This is a genomic window from Anoxybacillus eryuanensis (assembly GCF_051200995.1).
GTDB lineage: Bacteria > Bacillota > Bacilli > Bacillales > Anoxybacillaceae > Anoxybacillus > Anoxybacillus tengchongensis.
In genome coordinates this window covers 178509-198498 of the sequence record NZ_JBPODS010000002.1, presented here as the reverse complement: position 1 = coordinate 198498, position 19990 = coordinate 178509, and the positions used below count along the sequence as shown (strand labels likewise).

Sequence of the window (19990 nt, the reverse complement as noted above, 5' to 3'; positions counted from 1 at the left end):
TAAAAAATATTTTTATTAAAAAATTATAAAAATCCCCCATTTCATTCTGTTCGCAGAATAAAATGGGGGATTTATACGTTTACATCTGTTTTTTCGTTCATCGTTTCACTCCAATCTTTAACTTTGGATCATATGTTGAACTTGTTCTGTTGTTAAGTTGCGAATAAATTCGATCAAATCGATCGCTTCGATACCGAACTCATGGCATTTTTCAACGTATCGTTGATAAGCTTTTGTGTACATATCCATAAACAAAAACCCCTTTCACACGTTTCTTTTGTTAATTACATTGTAATATAACAGATTTAAAAAATCAATAACTGTTATATAATTATTTTGACGAATGGTTTTGATATTTTGTATGTACGTGTAGTAGAAATCGAACGTTTGTAGTACAATGAAGTAGGTCATGAAAAGGAATTATACATATTTCACCAATCAAGAAAGGATGGACATGCATGCATATTATTGAATTAATGAAAGCGATCATTTTAGGGCTAGTCGAAGGGGTGACAGAGTTTGCGCCTGTTTCATCGACGGGGCATATGATTATTGTTGACGATATGTGGCTAAAGTCAAGCGAGTTTTTGGGGAAATATGGGGCGAATACGTTTAAAGTTGTCATTCAGCTCGGTTCCGTCTTAGCTGCCGTTGTTGTGTTTAAAGATAAGTTTTTTGAGTTGCTTTATTTGCGTAAACGTGACAGAAAAGCAGGATCGCATTTAACGCTCATGCACATTTTCATTGGACTTGTGCCTGCTGGGGTGTTAGGAGTTTTATTCGAAGACTATATTGATGAACATTTATTTTCCACAAAAACGGTGCTCATCGGACTTGTGCTTGGGGCGTTGTTAATGATCGCAGCAGATCGTTTCGGAAAACGAACGGTCGCACAAACGGTAGATGATATTACGTATAAGCAAGCGTTTATTGTCGGTCTTGTTCAATGTTTATCGCTTTGGCCTGGGTTTTCGCGTTCAGGATCAACCATTTCAGGTGGCGTACTTGTAGGCATGAGTCACCGTGCTGCTGCTGATTTTACATTTATTATGGCAGTGCCAATTATGGCAGGAGCAAGTGGCATTTCGTTATTGAAAAACTGGGAGTATATCACGATTGATGCTTTACCATTTTTTGTTATTGGTTTTATTAGTGCATTTATTTTCGCCTTGCTAGCTATTCGCTTTTTCTTGCGTTTAATTAACCGCGTTCGTCTCGTTCCGTTTGCGATTTATCGCATCGTGCTCGCAGCGGTTATTTATATCGTTTATTTTGCGTAAGTGAAAGGCTCCTTTCGTGGGAGCCTTTTATACGTTTAACTGTTTGATTATTTTTGCCGGGTTGCCCCCGACGACAACGTGATCAGGAACGTCTTTCGTGACAACAGCCCCAGAAGCGATGACAACGTTATTTCCGATTTTGACGCCTGGATTAATGATTGCCCCGCCACCAATCCATACATGATCGCCGATCGTCACGGACTTTCCGTATTCTAAACCGGATGCTCTTTCGATTGGATCGATCGGATGCGTTGCCGTATAAATATGAACGCCGGGACCAATAAGGCAATTGTCCCCGATACGAATCTCACATACATCTAAAAAGACGCAATTAAAATTGGCAAAAAAGTTTTCCCCGACGTGAATGTTATATCCGTAATCGCAATAGAAAGGGGGTTCAATGTATACGTTTTGACCTGTTGAACCAAACAGTTCTTTCAATAAAGAAACACGTCGTTCATGCTCCGTTTCTAATGTTTCATTCAATAGTCTTGTTAATTTACGGGCATGTTCACGTTCTTTCACTAACTCTGGATCGGTAGCCCGATACAATTGACCGCTTACCATCTTTTCTTTTTCTGATTTCATTTTTTTCAGCTCCTTTATTTTCCTTATTCCATTTTAGCATAGGGATGTTTAAAAAATCGTCAAAAACATGCGCGTGTATCACTAAAAAATAAGCCTATAATGAATGTGAAAAATAACACAAGAAGCTGGTGATGAAATATGCATAAACATGCGCATGAGGTAGATTATAATGAAAATCCATTTATCGTCATTTGGGAAGTGACGAGAGCGTGTCAGTTAAAATGTGTACATTGTCGTGCGGACGCCCAGCCTCTCCCTGATCCGCGTGAACTAACATATAAAGAAGGTCTTCGATTAATTGATGAGATATATGAAATGAACAATCCAATGCTCGTATTTACGGGCGGAGACTGTATGATGCGTGAAGATTTGCTTGATCTTGCTGAGTATGCGATGAAAAAAGGAATGCGTGTTTCGATTACACCGAGTGCAACGCCGAATGTGACGAAAGAAAAAATGAAAAAAGCAAAAGAGATTGGATTGTCGCGCTGGGCATTTAGCTTAGATGGGCCGACGGCTGACATTCATGATCGATTTCGCGGTACACCAGGATCATTTGATTTAACGATCGAAAACATTCGCTATTTAAACGAATTACATATGCCGTTGCAAGTGAATACGGTCATTTCGCGCTATAACTACAATCATTTAGAACAGATGGCGAAATTAGTTGGCGATTTAAACGCAGTGATGTGGTACATTTTTTTACTCGTTCCAACAGGTCGTGGGCAAATGAATGACTGCATTACTCCAGCTGAACATGAAGAAGTGTTTCGTTGGTTATATGAATTAAGTAAAACAGCACCATATGATATTAAAACGACAGCAGCGCAACATTATCGTCGTGTTGTCATTCAACAAAAAATGCGAGAAAAACAAATTGAAGCGGGGGATATTCGTTATGAGCATGCGATGACGACTGACCGTGCTTCAATCATTGACGGATTAAAACGAGCACCAAAAGGCGTGAATGATGGTAACGGCTTCGTTTTCGTTTCTCATACAGGAGATGTCATGCCAAGCGGTTTGCTTCCAATCGTATGCGGCAACGTACGTGAACAACCTTTAGCGCGCATTTATCGTGAATCGGAAGTGATGAAACAATTACGCCAACCAGATTTATATAAAGGAAAATGTGGCATTTGTGAATTTCGCTACGTTTGTGGCGGATCACGTGCTCGTGCATATGCAGTCACAGGCGATTATATGGAAAGTGAACCGTTTTGCGTATATGTTCCTTTAGGCATGAGAAAACAAAAAAACCGAACGGTGTTCGCTTAACGCGAGCGCTGTTCGGTTTTTTTGTTTTAACTTTTTTTTCGAAACAGATGGAGGGATGTATCAAGAATCCATAAGACGATCAGAAAAAACAAAACGCCTAGTTCGATGGGCTCCATCACTTTAAATGGATTAAAAATATCAATAAACGCTTGGTACATGCTCATCCCTAACAATACATTCATACTGATGGCTAGGCCACCTAACAACATAGGGATAAAAACAGAAATGACGACAAGTTTCATTTGTTCATCTCCATAAATATCTTTTTTGGACTAGCGTGCAACTTTTTGACGTGTTTTATTCCTTTTTGCATAACATATGTATTTATTGCTTATTCTAACCATAAGCGATAGTGAATGGAGAGAGGCGAATGTGGTTGCGGTTGAGAAATCAGAACAAAAAGCAAGTATATCAATACGATAAAGTAGCACAAGAGGGAATATATGGGACGATTGAGCGAGATTTACATGCAAATATAGAAAAGGTACGTAATATAACGGGGAATAGTGCAGATATTGTCATTCGCCGTTTTTGGCTTGGGAAGGAAGACAATCTTTCGTCAGCGCTCTGTTTTGTTAGTGGAATGGTTGATGAAAATATGGTTCAGCAATTGTTCATTGAAGCCAGTGTACAACTGTCTTTTCCTTCAATGTGTTGTGATCAATTAGACTATATTGAGAAAAAGATCGCTACAGCCAATACAACGAGACGTGTGAAACAATGGAATGACGTATTTTCCTTGCTCATGTCTGGGGAAAGCATTTTATTTATTCATGGTATGCAAGAGGCAATTAGTATAGCGGTAAAAGGTGGAGAGTACCGTGCTATTACAGAACCGAGCACACAATTATCTATCCGTGGACCACGCGAAGGGTTTACAGAATCACTAACAACAAATGTAGCCATGGTGCGACGACGTATTCAACATCCACATGTATGGGTAGAAGCCATTACAGTTGGTGAGGTGACACACACAAACGTACGTATGATGTACATGAAAGGAATTGCGGATGACAACATTGTCGAAGAAGTACGTAGCAGACTGCAACGCATCTGTATGGACGGTGTACTAGAATCCGGTTATATTGAACAATTCATTGAAGATGAAACGTTTACGACGTTTCCAACCATTTATCATACAGAACGTCCGGATAGCGTTGCAGCCAATTTATTAGAAGGACGTGTTGCTATTTTTGTAGAAGGGACGCCTTTTGTTCTTATTGCGCCAGCGGTGTTTATTCAATTTTTTCAAGCGGTTGAAGATTATTATGCACGTTTTGATATTGCAACAGCACTTCGTTTTTTACGCATACTCGTATTTTTCATCTCGCTTGTTGCACCGTCTCTGTATATTGCAGCGACGACGTTTCATCAAGAAATGATTCCGACTTCTCTCGTTATTGCGATTGCTGCACAACGTGAATCTGTTCCGTTCCCTGCGTTTGTAGAGGCCGTTATTATGGAAGTAACGTTTGAAATTTTACGCGAGGCTGGAGTGCGGTTGCCTCGAACTGTTGGGCAAGCTGTATCGATTGTTGGCGCACTAGTCATTGGACAAGCAGCGGTCGAAGCGGGATTTGTTTCTTCCGTCATGGTTATTGTTGTATCGATTACAGCAATCGCTAGTTTTGCTACACCATCATTTGCCATTGCAGTTTCCGCGCGTCTCATTCGTTTTCTGTTAATGGTGTTAGCTGCATTATTTGGTTTTTATGGTATTTTAATTGGATTAATTTGGATGACTATTCATTTATGTAGTCTTCGTTCGTTTGGTGTACCGTATATGACACCGCTCGCTCCGCTTATTCCAACGAATTTACGTGATACGTTCGTACGTTTTCCTTTATGGGCATTAACTGATCGACCACATGGGATTGCAGAAGAAACAAATATCGTTCGTCAAGGGGACGAACAACGTCCGAAGCCTAATCAGGAAATGAGGAGAGAAGGGGATGAAAATTAAACGATATCCTTTTCTTATTTTTATGTTGTTCATATGTACGCTACTTTTCGGATGTTGGAGTAAAAAGGAGTTAAGGGATTTAGCATTAATTATTGCAGTTGGTATAGATAAAAAGGATGGAAAGTATATATCGACGTTTCAAGTCGTCAATCCTGGGAACGTAGCAGGGGCGACGCAAAGAGGAGGGGGAAGTACGGGGCTTCCTGTAGCTTTATATACCTCAACAGGCGATACGTTAGTGGAGGCGAGTCGGAAAGCGTCGAAGCAAATATCCCGCATTCCATACTACGCTCATACGAATCTTGTTGTGGTTGGGGAAGAACTTGCGAAGGAAGGAATTCAGCAAATTTTTGATGTTGTTGAGCGTAATCCGCAATTTCGCCCAACAGCAAATATTGTGATTGCTCGTAAGCAAACAGCAAAGCAATTGTTATCTGTGCTCACGCCAGTCGATAAAATCCCAGCAAATCAAATGATTAAAACGTTAGAATTAACAGAAATGATGTGGGGAGAAAATGTTGGCACTCGTTTACGAGAAGTAATTGAAAGTTTTTCGCTTGCTGGAAAGGAAGTCATCATGAGCAGCTTTCATGTAGACGGAAATCGAAAGCATAGCGACGATCAAGAAAATGTTCGTACGATGGAGCCTACTGCATGTCTTCGAGCTAGTGAATTAGCCATTTTTAAAAGAGGAAAGCTTGTCGGATGGATTGGAAAAGAAGACGCGCGAGGAGTATTATGGATTCTCGATAAAATTAAACAGACAGCCGTCACAGTTGATTGGAAAGAAGAAAAAGAAGCATTGTCTTATAAAGTAGTGCGGGCAAAAACAAAAGTGACAGCACAATTAAGAAATGGGAAGCCTATCATATTTGTTACAGTTGCAACAGAAGGAGATATTGGTGAAACATTTGTTGCGATTGACTTTACCGATCCGAAACAAATCGTTGCACTCGAAAAAGTGATGCAACAAGAGATTAAATCAGAAATTGAAAAAGCGGTACATGTTGCTCAAAGGAAAAAAAGCGATATTTTCGGATTCGGAGAAGTTGTTCATCGTACATATCCAAAAGAATGGAAGAAGATGAAAAAAACATGGAATGATAAATATTTCCCGAAATTAGATGTTCAAGTAAAGGTGGAATCATTTATTCGAAGAACAGGATTGCGAACTCGTTCATATATTCAGTGAAAAGGCGGTGAGAAAGTGGAGCGAGCGCGTATAAGTGCGCGACAGCTATTTATGCTTGCCATTTTATTTGAACATGGTAGCGCGATGGTTATTCCACTTGGGGTGGATGCGAAACAAGATGTTTGGCTTGCCATTTTATGCGGTATGGTTTTCGGTGTCGGATTGTTGTTTGTCTACTATCGCCTTTTCACGTACTATCCGAATCTCCCTTTTACATCGTATAGTCAGCGCATTGTCGGTCCCTTCTTTGGAAAAGTACTTGCGCTCATATATGTGCTTTATTTTTTATATATTTCTGCTCGTGTATTGCGTGATTTTGGAGAGCTGTTATTAACGTTTGCATACCCTGAGACACCTTTGTTTATTTTAAATGCGGTCATGATGTTGACTGTGATGTATGCTGTATATAAAGGGATTGAAGTGATCGCACGAGCGAGTCAATTATTTTTCTTTTCCCTTTATTGGATACTTATGTTAGGTTTCGTGCTGACTATTATCGCAGGAGAGATAGATGTTCGTCGCTTACAACCAATATTAGAAGAGGGATGGCCGCGCATTTTTCATGTTGTATTTACGCAAACATTATATGTTCCGTTTGGAGAACTTGTTGTTTTTACAATGATTTTTCCTTATTTACAAAAGGAAGAAAAAGTGTGGAAGGCAGGGTTTCTTGCATTATTGTTAAGTGGCATAAATTTAGCAATGATTATGGGGATGAATGTAGCTGTATTAGGCGCAGATATTGTTTCACGTTCAACTTTTCCACTACTAAATACGATTCAAGAAATTCGCGTGGCAAATTTTTTAGAACGGTTAGATGTACTATTTATGATTGCATTAATTGTCGGCGGATTTTTCAAAGTCGGCGTCTTTTTTTACGCAGGAGTTATCGGCGTGGCTGACTTATTTGCGCTTAAACAATATCAACGTCTTGTTTATCCGCTAGGCATTTCAGTCTTGTTTTTGTCTCTTGCCATTGCAAGCAATTTTGCTGAGCATATTAAAGAAGGGCTTCGAATCGTTACAATTTATATGCACGTTCCTCTTCAAATGATCATTCCTATCTTCCTTCTTTTGATCGCAATGGTTAAGCATCAAAAAAAAGAAAGAAAGGGGCGATGAATTGCCCCTTTAGAAATCAAAATTATCCGGATCTGGACCAATGCGGTGGTTTTCGTTTAGCGAATCAATCGCATCCATCTCTTCTTTCGTTAATGCAAAGTCGAAAATGTTTGCGTTTTGCGCAATTCGTTCAGGTGTGACAGATTTTGGAATAGTAACGACTTCATGTTGCAAGTCCCAGCGCAAAATGACTTGGGCTGGAGTTTTATTATATTTTTGTGCAATGTTGACAAGCGTTGGCTCGTTTAGCAGTTCACCGCCACGCATGAGTGGTGACCATGCTTCAAATTGAATGTCGTGTTGTTTACAAAAGGCAAGAAGCGGTTTTTGTGTGAAACGCGGATGAAACTCGACTTGGTTGACCATCGGTTTAATCTCACAATCAGCAAGGATGTCTTCTAAATGATGGATTTGGAAGTTACTAACACCGATCGCGCGCACAAAACCGTCTTTATATAACTTTTCAAGCGCCTTGTACGTTTCTTTATATTTTTCTTTGACAGGCCAATGTACTAAGTATAAATCAATATAATCGAAGCCGAGCTTTTTTAAACTTGTGTCAAACGCTTTTAATGTCGCTTCATATCCTTGGTCGTTGTTCCATACTTTTGTTGTAACAAAAATTTCGTCGCGAGGAATGCCTGATTCGCGAATCGCTTGACCAACACCTTCTTCGTTTTGGTAAAATGCAGCGGTATCAATGTGACGATAGCCAACTTCAAGCGCTGTGCGAACAGCTCGGTTTACTTCGTCTCCTTCTTGCACTTTATAGACGCCTAACCCAAGCCAAGGCATACGCACCCCATTATGTAACGTGGCACCATCTTGTAAACTTTTCATCACTTTGCCCCTTTCCAATATTTGTCCCTTTTATTATGAGATGGATGGGCTGAAAAATCAAAATATATGCTTACATGAAAGGTGCTACAAGTTCAACTCGCGATAGTTTGGATGGTGTTTTAACAGCTCCGAGACAGTGACGAACGTATATCCTTTTTCCTTTAAAATCGCCAAAATTTCTTTTAAAGCTTGAACGGTTTGTTTGCGACTACCGCTTCCATGGTCGTGAAATAAAATAATTTGCCCAGGCTGAATATGGCTAATGACACGGCGCACGATGCGGCTTGTTCCAGGGTTTTGCCAGTCATACGTGTCTTGATGTTTTGACCACATCACGACGGTATATCCTCGTTGCTTAGCAATGTCAATGATACGTTTATTGTAGTAACCGAGCGGGGGACGAAACAATGTCGGTCGTTTTCCTGTTATTTGATATATAACATCTTCGCTTTTTTTTATTTCCTCTTCAATCGTTTGCTTTGATTTACCTCGAAAATCGAGATGTTTATACGAATGATTGGCAATTTCATGTCCTTCGTTCATTTGGCGTTTAATAATGTCAGGGTATTTTTCCGCTCGAAATCCAACGACGAAAAAAGTCGCTTTGGCGTCATACTGCTTTAAAATTGTTAAAATGTCAGGCGTATATAACATATCCGGTCCGTCATCAAACGTAATAGCGACCATTTTTTCATCGGTCGGAACGTTCCAAACAATATCGTCATTCATTCGCTGAACAGGTGTTGTCGCCATAACGAATAAAGACAAAAATAAGAAAAATGCATTCATTTTTCATCCCCACTTTTTTTATATATCATGTGAAAAAAGTCGTTTTGTCATTCTCTTTTCTATGCAAAACATAGTAAAATAAAGATAATCGATATGTGTGGGAAGGGATATAGATGAAAAAAGTGATCAGTATGATTACATTTTTATTTGTACTTGTTGTAGGGGGGTGTATTTGTTCGCACAAGAAAAACAGCTCGTGCGCACCACATGGCTTTGGAATCCGTGGCTGCTCGTGAAAAATGAAGAGCGCATCTTTTCATTTTTAGAAAAGAAGCAAATAAGCGATGTATACGTACAAATCGACGAAGAAATCCCTATTGATACGTACCGTCAATTTGTTCGGCATGCAACCGAAAAAGGGATTCGTGTTTATGTACTAGATGGAGCACCGCATTGGATTGAAACGAACGAAGGAATTGAACGTTTATTCCGATGGATTGACCGATATGAAAGCGCTGCCGAACAAAATGAAAAGTTTAGCGGTGTACACTTAGACGTTGAACCGTACTTGCATGAACGTTGGCGTACGAACCGAGAAGAAGCGATCGTTTCGTATCAAACACTTTTACAGCGCACACGTCAGCTCTCAAGCGAACGATCGCTACGTTTTGAAGTCGACATCCCGTTTTGGTTTGATGAAGTACAATACGTGAACGGCAACTTAGCGGAATGGGTGATTGCACATGCAGACGGTGTGGCGATCATGGCGTATCGCGATGAAGCAAAGGCAATCATTAACATTGTAAAAAAAGAAATGAACTTTGCGAAAAAGTACAACAAATCGATTGTCATCGGTGTGGAAACAGGACAAGTTGAGGAAGGAGATCACGTTTCATTTGTTGAAGAGAGCGAAACGTATATGAATGAACAATTAGCGATCGTTCAGCAACATTATGCTCGTACAAAAAGTTTTTCCGGCATTGCGGTGCATCATTTAGAACAATGGATGAATAGGAATGAAAAAACAGGCGAAGGTGGGATGGATGAGTGAGCGTGAAGAAAAACGACTATATACGTTTGCCGAGTTTTTTGAGCTTTTCGGAGAACGACGAATGGAGTTGTACGAAGGCACTCCTGTGCTCATGCCCCCGGCTTCGTACGAGCATGGAGGGGGGAAGGTGTAATTGGAGAAATGACGTTCCACTTTATTTCCGAACATAAAGTTCTCTACACATCATATTTTTTCATTTCTTGATATATAAACAAAAGAGGAAGGGGCAAATTTATGTCGAAACATACGAAGCACATTCACGAGGTAGAAACACGAGTACAGCTTGCCAAACAAAACATGGACGGCACATACCGGCTAGCATATCATATTATGGCTCCGGTACACTGGATGAATGATCCAAACGGATTGATTCAATGGAATGGGGAGTACCACGTATTTTATCAATTTCATCCCGACAGTCCAACATGGGGGCCGATGCACTGGGGGCATGTGAAAAGTAACGACCTTGTACATTGGGAACGTGTACCGATTGCGCTTGCGCCGAGCGAATGGTACGACGAAGGCGGCTGTTTTTCAGGAAGTGCAGTCAATGACAATGGCGTGCTCACGCTCATTTACACCGGAAATGTCTGGGTGAACGAGGAACAAACGGAGTTGAAGCAATACCAATGCATTGCGACAAGCAAAGACGGCATTCATTTTGAAAAGGACGAAGCGAACCCTGTTTTAGCTGAGCCTCCGTTTAATTGCCAAGGCCATATTCGCGACCCGAAGGTATGGAAACACGGCGATAATTGGTATATGGTGCTTGGGACAAGAGAGGGAAATAACGGAAAAGTTGTTTTATATAAATCGAACGATTTACGCCATTGGAAATATGTAAATATCATGGCTGAAAGCGATGGTAGCTTAGGTTATATGTGGGAGTGTCCAGATGTCTTTCATTTGAACGGCAAGGATATTTTGTTATTTTCACCGCAAGGGATTGAACCAGACGGGGATCGTTTTCAAAACCTTCATCAAACAGGCTACGTCGTTGGTACGCTTAATTATGAAACAGGAAAACTTGTGCACGGGGCGTTTGAAGAGCTCGATAAAGGGTTTGATTTTTACGCTGCGCAAACGTTTGAAGATGAAAAAGGTCGGCGCATTTTGTTCGGCTGGATGGATATGTGGGAGTCGCAAATGCCGACGCAAGCGCACGGTTGGGCAGGAGCGTTGACGATTCCGCGTCTTTTGGAATTAGCAGATGATGAGAAGCTATTGATGAAGCCGGTGCCGGAATTGCAATTATTGCGCCAAGAGCACGTGAGGCTGGAATCGATTTCAGTAAACGATAGAACGTATACACTTCCAGTAAAAGGTGATCGACTAGAATTGCTCGTTCGTTTTTCATTAGCCGATTTTCGTGGGAATGCATTTGGTGTAAAGGTGCGCTGTGCGGAAGACGGAAGTGAAGAAACGGTTTTCCGCTATGACGTAAAAGACGCTCTCGTCACATTTGACCGAAACCGATCCGGAAAAGGAGAGGGTGGCATTCGCCGTGCCGTATTGGATAAACAAAAAGATGTTGTCACGTTCCATGTTTTTATTGACCGTTCTTCTGTTGAGTTATTCGTCAACGATGGTCGGCTTGTGATGACAGGGAGAATATATCCATCTGAAACGAGCCAAGGGATTGAATTGTTTGCAGAAGGTGGAAAATTGACCGTGCTTTCTGTTGAGGCGTGGACGTTGAAAGATATTTGGGGTGAGCTAGTGTAAAAGAGGCGGGACAAAAACCGTCTCTTTTTGTTATAAACGGTTATCGTGTCCATATGGAAGGAATAATATAAATGATAAAGAAAAGAGTTGGAGGATAGCGATGGGGCGATTTATTGGTTATGTTATAGCGTATGTCGTGATGGTGTTTGTTAATGTGATAGCTGAGTGGCTTCCGTTAAACGGTCAGACGACAGGAGACATATCGCGTAAAGTTAACGTCTTGTTTACACCTGCAGGGTACGTATTTTCGATTTGGGGCTTTATTTATGTGCTATTAGCGATTTGGATTTTTAGACAAATCCCAACTTCTCGTCGCCATTTACCTATGTACCGCCAAGCGTTTATTCCTTTTGTCGCTAGCTGTATGCTTAATGCGTTATGGATTGTTGTATGGCATTATGAATATTTTCTTTTTTCTGTTATTGTGATGCTTCTTCTTCTTTTGACACTTATTTCGTTGTATATGGCTGTTAAACGTACGAATTCAACAAGTCTTGATTTGCTCCCATTTTCTGTGTATCTCAGTTGGATTAGCGTTGCGACAATTGCAAACATTTCCTTTGTTTTAAAATACAATGGTTGGGACGGACTCGGGTTACCTGAAGTATTTTGGGCGATTGCGATGTTACTTGTTGCAACAACTTTAGCTCTTCTCTTCATGGTTCGGCAACACGATTACATATATCCACTTGTATTTGTTTGGGCGTTTGTTGGAATTGGCGTGAAAAATCAAGGTGCTGCGTCACTTGTCGCATACGTTTCATTTTTGTTGGCAGGAGTTATATTAATTAGCACAGCATCTTTATACAAAGAAAAAACATAATCGTCCACCTTTGTCGTGGGCGATTTATACATATTTGCTGATCGCTTCGTTGAACTGTTTTTGCATATCTTTATCATGCAACAGTTTTTTGTAATTTGTTCTTGAATATAAATAGGTAGAAATGTTCGGATCTTGTAACAAACGCTTTACAGTGTTTTTGTCGAACGATTTTTGTGTTTCAATAATTCTTGTTTTTTGCATATGTTTCAATCTTCGTTTTGCTATGAGGTAATCAAACTGACCTAGCAGCAAAAAATTTAACAATCCTCCTACAAATTCAAAACATATCGTGACTAGTGTTTCCATTTCCTCCTCCGTCCCTTTGTTATTTTCAAATTAAGTGCCAGGCACATGTCGAACGGGGCGTCCAACAGTGTAACAATCTACTGATTGGACAGCTCCTTTTTTATTGGAGTCATCGACACCTAAGCGAGCCGCTACCCGTATCATCGATCGAAACAAAAAGGGGTGATTGTTCTGTTTAGCTATGCGTTCGACACGATGAAGCACCCACTTCTGGAGTTGGCGAAACAATGTTTCTTCATCACACGGACTTTTCGTGAAAAAATGGCTCAGTGTTGTGCGATGGTTCGGATGAAAGCTCCCATGATGAAGATCGGTCAGCGTTCCTGAAAAGCCCTTTGTCATCATCGCATCCACAATGTATGCGAGATGCTTCATGACCGGTTTTGAAAAATAAAGTGGTAACCCCAGCATCGTCAAAAACTTGTGAATTCCTTGATGATGTGCTAATCGATTCATGAGACATGAACCTCCTTGTCGATAGTTGTGGATACATCTATTCTAAACAAGGAATCGGGTTCATGTTTCCTTTTTGTTTCGATGTAAATTTATGTTAGTGGATTTGCTCATCTACAGAAGCTAAATTAAGTTACTTAAGGAACAGGCACCATTGGAATGTGGACATTGATTATCACTATATAAGCTAAACCAAGAAAAGTAACCACTTCCCTAAAACTAACGGATGAAGCTGGTTACTTCTTTTTGCTAATCTCTAATCTGGTTAGATATCGTGCATTCCCCTGTCTCAACCTCACAGGCGCATGTCGTCTCTCCACATTTTCTCCATATTTTTTCTGCTATAATAAAGAAAAACGCCTGTAAGGAAGGAATCTTCGTGCGAAAACTTTCATTTAAATTAGGGCTATTGTTTTTTGTCTTTGTGCTAGGAATTGAAACGGTGTTATTTGCGTCGTTGTATGTGACGCTTGTGAACGCGAGAATTAATGAAGAATTTGAGCAGTTGTTGGCAAGAGGGAATAATCATCGGGATGTATTGGAAAAAAGCTATCATCTTTCCACGTTAGAACATGTCGTGATGATGGAGTCGGAAGCAGAAACGGATGTCGTCATTACCGATGCGAACGGGAATATTTTATATTTTTCTGATCGCATTTTGCCGTTTGCGAAAAAACTCATTCCACATGCCGATGTTCGCCACATTTCTCATAGCGGGATGGTGGTGCAAAACAACTGGAAAAAACAACCGTATATCGCTACCGCCAGCCCGATTCGGATGGAAGGAAAGACAAAAGGGTATGTGTATATGTTTCAGCGGACGGCTTCCATTCAAAATATGATTTCTAAATTAAAACATCATTTTCTCGTCGTTGGGATTGTTTCTGTCTTTTTGACGATTATGACGATTTTTTTCTTATCAAGAGTCATTACGATTCCGCTCATTCGGATGAAACAAGCGACCGAGAAGCTAAGCAAAGGAGATTTTTCTGTCCGCCTGCAAGTAAAAGGGGAAGACGAGTTAGCGCAACTCGGAAAAGCGATTCAAACCCTTGCGACTGATTTGGAACATTTGAAAAAAGAACGAAACGAATTTTTAGCGAGCATTTCACATGAGTTACGTACTCCGCTTACATATGTGAAAGGATATGCGGACATTGCGCGTAGACCGAACATCGCCGAGGAAGAACGAGCGAACTATTTGTCCATTATTTATGAAGAAGCCGAGCATATGCAAAAGTTAGTGAAAGATTTGTTTGAGCTTGCGAAAATGGACCGACATTCGTTTCACATCGAGAAAGAGCCAACCCCGTTGTGCCTTTTTTTGAAAAAAATATACGAGAAAATGGCTCCTGCGTTTCAGGCGAAACAAATGGGGCTGATTTATCGTTGCGAAGAGAACGTTACCGTCCATATCGACCGACAGCGATTTGAACAAGTGATGATCAACCTTTTAGACAATGCGTTAAAATATTCTCATGAAGGCTCTACCGTTTCGATGAATGTCAAACGAGAGAAAAAGAACGTAATCATCACGATTTCTGACGAAGGAATAGGGATCCCTGAAGCAGATTTGCCGCATATTTTTGAACGGCTTTACCGAGTCGATAAATCTAGATCGCGAATAGGCGGAGGGACGGGGCTTGGATTGGCGATTGTAAAAGAAATTGTCGAAGCGCACGGCGGTTCGATTTCCGCCACAAGCCAATTCGGAAAAGGAACAACTATGCTTATTACATTGCCGAGGGGGTGATGAAGGTGTACACGGTTTTATTGGTTGATGACGAAAAACGAATGTTAGATTTATTAGAGCTGTATCTTACTCCGAACGGGTACCGTTGTGTGAAATGCGAGTCAGGAGTAGCGGCGATTCGCTATTTAGAAAATAATAAAGCGGATCTGGTGTTGCTTGATGTCATGATGCCAGAGATGGACGGATGGGAAACGTGCAAACAAATACGAGAGTTTTCGAACGTTCCGATTATTATGGTCACCGCAAGAGATGCGACGACAGACGTTGTCCAAGGGCTAAAAATCGGCGCAGATGATTATATTACAAAACCGTTTGACGAATCCGAATTGCTCGCTCGGATGGAGGCAGTATTGCGCCGTTCGGTCGGAAAACAAGCGAAACTAGAGTTTTACGGCTTAGTTTGGGACGAAGCGCAGCATAAAGTTCAATATGCCGAGCGCGATATTTCCCTCACGCCAAAGGAGTTTGCTATTTTAGGGATTTTTCTCAAACATCCAAATCGAGTATTTAGCCGCGAGCAACTGATCGTGACATTATGGGGGTATAATGCCAATACAGAAGAACGAACCGTCGATTCGCACGTAAAAAATATTCGCGAAAAACTTCGCCAAGCTGGTTTCCCGATTGATCAGTTTCTGCAAACCGTTTGGGGGGTAGGATATAAATGGGAGGCATAAATGGAACAACAGATGATTGCGTTATTCCGAACATATGAACCATTTGCTTTTTTAATCAGTATCGCAATGAATGTCATCATTAGTATTTTAGGCGTTGTCCCGAGCGTCTTTCTCACTGCCGCTAACTTGGCGGTATTCGGTTTTTGGAAAGGTACTTTTTTATCGTTTGTCGGGGAGGCTGTTGGGGCGATTGTATCTTTCGTTTTATATCGAAAAGGGTTTCGCCAATTTTCAGAAACAAAATGGTTTTCCTATCCGAAAGTGAAACGTTTGCTTATGGCAGAAGGAAAAGAAGCGTTTTTACTTGTTTTATCGTTGCGTCTTCTTCCATTTGTTCCATCCGGAATGGTCACGTTCGTTGCCGCTATCGGGCGCATGTCGCTCCTTCTTTTTACAGCAGCAAGCTCGATTGGGAAGCTGCCCGCACTGTTGTTAGAGGCATATTCGGTGCATCAAGTGATGAATTGGACATGGCAAGGGAAAGTCATTTTCACGTTCGTTGCGTTAGGGATATTTATCGTTGTTGTACGACGTATGTTTGCACGTTGAGTTTTATACCCACTACCGGTATAATGTATGATGAAGGTGGTGAAATAAATGTCCCATTGTGAGCCTCATGAACAACGAATGGTTCCGCGCACGGAAGAAGAAATTGAAAACATTATTAAACGTTTGAAGCGTATTGAAGGACAAGTGCGCGGTGTGCAAAAAATGGTCGAGGACAATCGGTATTGCATCGATATTTTAGTGCAAATTTCGGCGATTACGGCCGCGTTAAATAAAGTCGGATTGAATTTGTTAGAACGTCACGTCAGCCATTGTGTATCGAAAGCGATTCGCGAAGGAAATGGCGAAACGTCCATTCGTGAGCTGATGGATGTCATTAAGCAATTTTCAAAGTAAGGGAGGGAAAATGGATGCGAACGGTGACACTAAAGGTGACCGGCATGACATGTGCTGCCTGCTCTACCCGCATTGAAAAAGTGCTCAATAAAATGGACGGGGTAGAAGCAACCGTCAATTTAGCGATGGAAAAAGCGACTGTTCAATACGACCCGAATAAATGTAGCCTTGCCGATATTGAAGCGAAAATTGAAAAGTTAGGGTATGGCGTGGCGGCTGAAAAAGTGACGCTCGATATTGAAGGCATGACATGTGCAGCATGTGCGACACGGATTGAAAAAGGGTTAAATCGGATGGAAGGTGTTACAAGCGCTACGGTAAACTTAGCGACAAACAGTGCGGTTGTCGAATATAAAGAAGGCGTTACATCTGTCGAAGACATTTTAGAAAAAATCAAAAAGCTTGGGTACAAGGGACAAATTCGCAACGAGGAACAAGACGATGCTCGTCGGAAAGAAGAGAGGCTTAAACAAAAACAACAGCAACTTGTTATTTCTACCCTTTTATCCTTACCTTTGCTTTATACGATGGTTGCCCATATGCCATTTGATATAGGCTTGCCGATGCCGCACATATTAATGAATCCATGGGTTCAGCTTTTATTAGCAACACCGGTTCAGTTTTATATCGGTGCTCCGTTTTATGTCGGAGCGTACCGGGCGTTACGAAACAAGAGCGCGAATATGGACGTTCTTGTCGCACTTGGCACATCGGCTGCTTATTTTTATAGTTTATTTGAAACGTTGCGGGCGCTCACGAATCATGAACCGCGCTTATATTTTGAAACGAGCGCCGTCTTGATTACGCTTGTGCTTGTCGGCAAATACTTTGAAGCGCTTGCGAAAGGGAGAACGACGGAAGCGATTTCCAAGCTACTTCGTTTGCAGGCAAAAGAAGCGACTGTCATCCGTAATGGGGAAGAAAGAAAAGTTCCATTAGAGGAAGTAGTAATCGGCGATACAATCCTTGTCAAGCCAGGAGAAAAAATCCCGGTGGACGGTACGGTGATCGCCGGCTCTTCTTCAGTTGACGAATCGATGATTACCGGCGAATCGATTCCGGTAGATAAAAAAGAAGGGGACTTCGTGATCGGTGCAACAATCAACACGAACGGAATACTAACGATTCGCGCAGAAAAAGTCGGAAAAGATACCGCACTTGCCAATATTATTAAAATCGTCGAAGAGGCGCAAGGGTCGAAAGCGCCGATTCAGCGGATGGCGGATACGATTTCCGGCATTTTCGTTCCAATCGTTGTCGGCATTGCTGTGTTATCCTTTCTCATTTGGTATTTCGTTGTGGCGCCAAATGATTTACCAACTGCGCTGGAAGTGGCGATTGCCGTTCTTGTCATTGCGTGTCCTTGTGCACTCGGCCTTGCGACGCCGACGTCGATTATGGTCGGTACAGGAAAAGGAGCAGAACATGGCATTCTTTTTAAAGGGGGTGAGTATTTAGAAGGAACGCATAAAATTAACGCGGTGCTACTCGATAAAACCGGGACCGTAACAAAAGGAAAACCAGAAGTGACTGATGTTTTGTCATTTCAAGAACATATGCTTGAGCATGCTGTTTCCGCCGAAAGTGCTTCTGAACATCCGCTAGCACAAGCGATTGTGGCGTACGGAAAAGCAAACGGAATCGTCGCGCAACCGTTGACGCAATTTTCTGCGCTTGTTGGGCATGGAATTGAAGCAACGGTGAACGGAAAGCACGTGCTCATCGGCACGCGCAAGTTAATGAACGAACGTGCGGTCAATATTGCCGAACATGAGCCAACAATGATAAAGCTTGAAAGCGAAGGAAAAACGGTCATGCTTGTTGCGATCGATGGACAGCTTGCTGGAATGATCGCTGTTGCCGATACGATCAAGGAAACATCAAAACAAGCGATTGCGACATTAAAACAAATGGGCATCGATGTGTATATGGTGACAGGCGACAATAAACGAACAGCCGAGGCGATCGCGAAACAAGTCGGCATAGAACATGTGTATTCGGAAGTGCTTCCGGAAGACAAAGCGAAAATCGTCGAGGAATTGCAAAAACAAGGGAAACGAGTGGCGATGGTTGGCGACGGCATTAACGACGCTCCAGCGCTCGCGAAAGCGGATATTGGGATGGCGATTGGCACAGGCGCAGATGTCGCGATTGAAACGGCGGATGTGACGCTCGTTGGCGGCGATTTACTGCATATTCCAAAAGCGATTGAACTGAGCCGGCAAACGATGCGCAACATTCGGCAAAATTTGTTTTGGGCATTATTTTATAATAGCGTCGGCATTCCTGTCGCTGCAGCTGGATTATTACAACCGTGGATCGCTGGGGCAGCGATGGCGTTTAGCTCTGTATCGGTCGTAACAAATGCCCTTCGTTTGAAACGCGTGAAAATATAAACATTAAAATATAAACATTTAAGGAGGAATGGACGATGACGATTACATTACAAGTACAAGGAATGACATGCGGACATTGCAAAGCAGCGGTAACGAATGCACTTCAACAATTAGATGGCGTCAGCCGTGTAGAGGTGCATTTGCAAGAAGGTACGGTCGATGTCGAGTATGATGAAACGAAGGTCAGCGTAGACAAACTGAAAGAAGCGATTGAAGAGCAAGGATATGATGTGAAGTAAGGGAGAAAAGGGTATTCCTCTGTCGAAGGGATGCCCTTTTTTAGTATCGAAAGGTTTTTTCTTTTTATGAAGAATAATGAACCCGAGTTCGATAGTCACTAGGCAAACAAAATGCCTCTCGCCCCTTGATACAAAAAGGAACGGAGTCATTTGGGCACACTTCGGGCGTGTATCTAGAAGGCTGGTTAAAAAACATGATTTTCGCTCCATCCGCATTTTCTGTTGTGAGAGAAGAACTGATTTTTCATTAAATCACCGGTCTTCTAGAGCCGCAAAGAGTTGCGATTGTTTGGCCGTCAGTTCGGTTCGTTGATCAAGGTCTCCGTTTTTTAAAGAAAAATGCCCAAGCATGAGACGCTCGCATTCGTCTCTTACGTTCGGCCACGATTCATGAGTCAGGAGAAAGGAATCGCGAAATGCTTTTGGCCAGACGCTCCAAGACAATGCGATCCACCTCGTCTTCGCGCCCCAACGAATCCATCACCTTCGCTTTCGCATAGTTGGCCTTTGGGTCCCATTCTTATCATTCATCGCGTAAGATCGACAAAAAATCGGGGTACGTCTTTAAAGCTTTTGACAGTACCTCTTAAATTTTGTATTTTTTTTGAAACATAAACTGTTTATATTGATTGTTTTCCTTAAATTAAATAATAATAGAATTGTAGGTTT

At 41.7% G+C, this 19990-nt stretch carries 21 protein-coding genes and 1 pseudogene; 15 read left to right on the top strand and 7 right to left on the bottom strand.

Translation table 11 applies throughout. The features are described from left to right. Positions 1-117: 117 nt before the first annotated feature. Complete coding sequence (locus tag HNQ84_RS03485) at positions 118-249, bottom strand: hypothetical protein (protein WP_281380358.1); 132 nt, start codon at positions 247-249, stop codon at positions 118-120. 209 nt (positions 250-458) lie between these two features. Here HNQ84_RS03485 and HNQ84_RS03480 point away from each other — a divergent pair, with 209 nt between their 5' ends. Next, positions 459-1280, top strand: a complete 822-nt coding sequence (locus HNQ84_RS03480; protein ID WP_435621188.1) for an undecaprenyl-diphosphate phosphatase — start codon at positions 459-461, stop codon at positions 1278-1280. Between the two features lie 27 nt (positions 1281-1307). Here the strand turns inward: HNQ84_RS03480 and HNQ84_RS03475 are convergent, their stop codons facing one another. Continuing rightward, positions 1308-1868 (bottom strand): sugar O-acetyltransferase, encoded by a 561-nt coding sequence (locus HNQ84_RS03475; protein WP_183242175.1) that lies wholly within the window; start codon positions 1866-1868, stop codon positions 1308-1310. 138 nt (positions 1869-2006) lie between these two features. On the opposite strand from HNQ84_RS03475, the gene HNQ84_RS03470 reads away from it, so the two are divergent. Further along, complete coding sequence (locus HNQ84_RS03470; protein ID WP_435621187.1) at positions 2007-3149, top strand: TIGR04053 family radical SAM/SPASM domain-containing protein; 1143 nt, start codon at positions 2007-2009, stop codon at positions 3147-3149. A gap of 26 nt (positions 3150-3175) precedes the next feature. Here the strand turns inward: HNQ84_RS03470 and HNQ84_RS03465 are convergent, their stop codons facing one another. After that, on the bottom strand, positions 3176-3391 hold the full coding sequence (locus HNQ84_RS03465) for a YczF family membrane protein (RefSeq protein ID WP_435621186.1): 216 nt from the start codon (positions 3389-3391) through the stop codon (positions 3176-3178). Between the two features lie 128 nt (positions 3392-3519). Here HNQ84_RS03465 and HNQ84_RS03460 point away from each other — a divergent pair, with 128 nt between their 5' ends. Genes HNQ84_RS03460 through HNQ84_RS03450 form a run of 3 tightly spaced genes read left to right on the top strand, consistent with a single transcriptional unit; the run spans position 3520 to position 7426 of the window. After that, entirely contained in the window at positions 3520-5112 is a 1593-nt protein-coding gene (locus HNQ84_RS03460) for a spore germination protein (RefSeq protein ID WP_435621185.1), read from the top strand. Continuing rightward, entirely contained in the window at positions 5108-6304 is a 1197-nt protein-coding gene (locus tag HNQ84_RS03455; RefSeq protein ID WP_435621309.1) for a Ger(x)C family spore germination protein, read from the top strand. The genes HNQ84_RS03460 and HNQ84_RS03455 overlap by 5 nt, the downstream gene beginning before the upstream one ends. A gap of 15 nt (positions 6305-6319) precedes the next feature. Next, positions 6320-7426, top strand: a complete 1107-nt coding sequence (locus tag HNQ84_RS03450) for a GerAB/ArcD/ProY family transporter (protein ID WP_435621184.1) — start codon at positions 6320-6322, stop codon at positions 7424-7426. Between the two features lie 9 nt (positions 7427-7435). Here HNQ84_RS03450 and HNQ84_RS03445 read toward each other — a convergent pair whose 3' ends face one another. Beyond that, entirely contained in the window at positions 7436-8266 is an 831-nt protein-coding gene (locus tag HNQ84_RS03445; protein WP_435621183.1) for an aldo/keto reductase, read from the bottom strand. Positions 8267-8350: 84 nt separating this feature from the next. Continuing rightward, positions 8351-9055: a polysaccharide deacetylase family protein gene (locus HNQ84_RS03440; RefSeq protein WP_435621182.1), complete on the bottom strand. Its 705-nt coding sequence runs from the start codon at positions 9053-9055 to the stop codon at positions 8351-8353. Between the two features lie 166 nt (positions 9056-9221). Here HNQ84_RS03440 and HNQ84_RS03435 point away from each other — a divergent pair, with 166 nt between their 5' ends. The 4 genes from HNQ84_RS03435 to HNQ84_RS03420 all read left to right on the top strand — a co-directional run bounded on the left by HNQ84_RS03435 (position 9222) and on the right by HNQ84_RS03420 (position 12594). Next, complete coding sequence (locus tag HNQ84_RS03435; RefSeq protein WP_435621181.1) at positions 9222-10046, top strand: amidase; 825 nt, start codon at positions 9222-9224, stop codon at positions 10044-10046. Beyond that, a complete protein-coding gene (locus tag HNQ84_RS03430; RefSeq protein ID WP_435621180.1) occupies positions 10039-10179 on the top strand; it encodes a hypothetical protein in 141 nt (46 codons plus the stop codon). Before HNQ84_RS03435 ends, HNQ84_RS03430 begins: the two co-directional genes overlap by 8 nt. Before the next feature lie 101 nt (positions 10180-10280). After that, a complete protein-coding gene (locus HNQ84_RS03425) occupies positions 10281-11771 on the top strand; it encodes a glycoside hydrolase family 32 protein (protein ID WP_435621179.1) in 1491 nt (496 codons plus the stop codon). 100 nt (positions 11772-11871) lie between these two features. After that, positions 11872-12594: a TspO/MBR family protein gene (locus HNQ84_RS03420; RefSeq protein WP_435621178.1), complete on the top strand. Its 723-nt coding sequence runs from the start codon at positions 11872-11874 to the stop codon at positions 12592-12594. A 24-nt stretch (positions 12595-12618) separates the two neighbouring features. On the opposite strand, the gene HNQ84_RS03415 is transcribed toward HNQ84_RS03420, so the two are convergent. Continuing rightward, positions 12619-12900, bottom strand: a complete 282-nt coding sequence (locus tag HNQ84_RS03415) for a hypothetical protein (protein ID WP_435621177.1) — start codon at positions 12898-12900, stop codon at positions 12619-12621. Between the two features lie 136 nt (positions 12901-13036). Beyond that, positions 13037-13356, bottom strand: a pseudogene (locus tag HNQ84_RS03410) (IS701 family transposase); the annotation flags it as partial. 376 nt (positions 13357-13732) lie between these two features. On the opposite strand from HNQ84_RS03410, the gene HNQ84_RS03405 reads away from it, so the two are divergent. From HNQ84_RS03405 to copZ, 6 genes are read left to right on the top strand one after another with little or no spacing between them, the layout of a single operon-like run. Then, entirely contained in the window at positions 13733-15106 is a 1374-nt protein-coding gene (locus HNQ84_RS03405; RefSeq protein WP_435621176.1) for a sensor histidine kinase, read from the top strand. Positions 15107-15111: 5 nt separating this feature from the next. Then, positions 15112-15783 (top strand): response regulator transcription factor, encoded by a 672-nt coding sequence (locus tag HNQ84_RS03400; RefSeq protein WP_435621175.1) that lies wholly within the window; start codon positions 15112-15114, stop codon positions 15781-15783. Next, positions 15784-16332, top strand: coding sequence for a TVP38/TMEM64 family protein (locus HNQ84_RS03395; protein ID WP_435621174.1), 549 nt, complete (start codon positions 15784-15786; stop codon positions 16330-16332). 48 nt (positions 16333-16380) lie between these two features. Beyond that, positions 16381-16686 carry a metal-sensing transcriptional repressor gene (locus tag HNQ84_RS03390; RefSeq protein WP_055441593.1) on the top strand — a complete coding sequence of 102 codons (306 nt, stop codon included), beginning with the start codon at positions 16381-16383 and terminating at the stop codon, positions 16684-16686. Positions 16687-16700: 14 nt separating this feature from the next. Further along, a complete protein-coding gene (locus HNQ84_RS03385) occupies positions 16701-19082 on the top strand; it encodes a heavy metal translocating P-type ATPase (RefSeq protein ID WP_435621173.1) in 2382 nt (793 codons plus the stop codon). 35 nt (positions 19083-19117) lie between these two features. After that, a complete protein-coding gene (copZ, locus tag HNQ84_RS03380; RefSeq protein WP_435621172.1) occupies positions 19118-19321 on the top strand; it encodes a copper chaperone CopZ in 204 nt (67 codons plus the stop codon). The last annotated feature ends 669 nt before the right edge of the window (positions 19322-19990 follow it).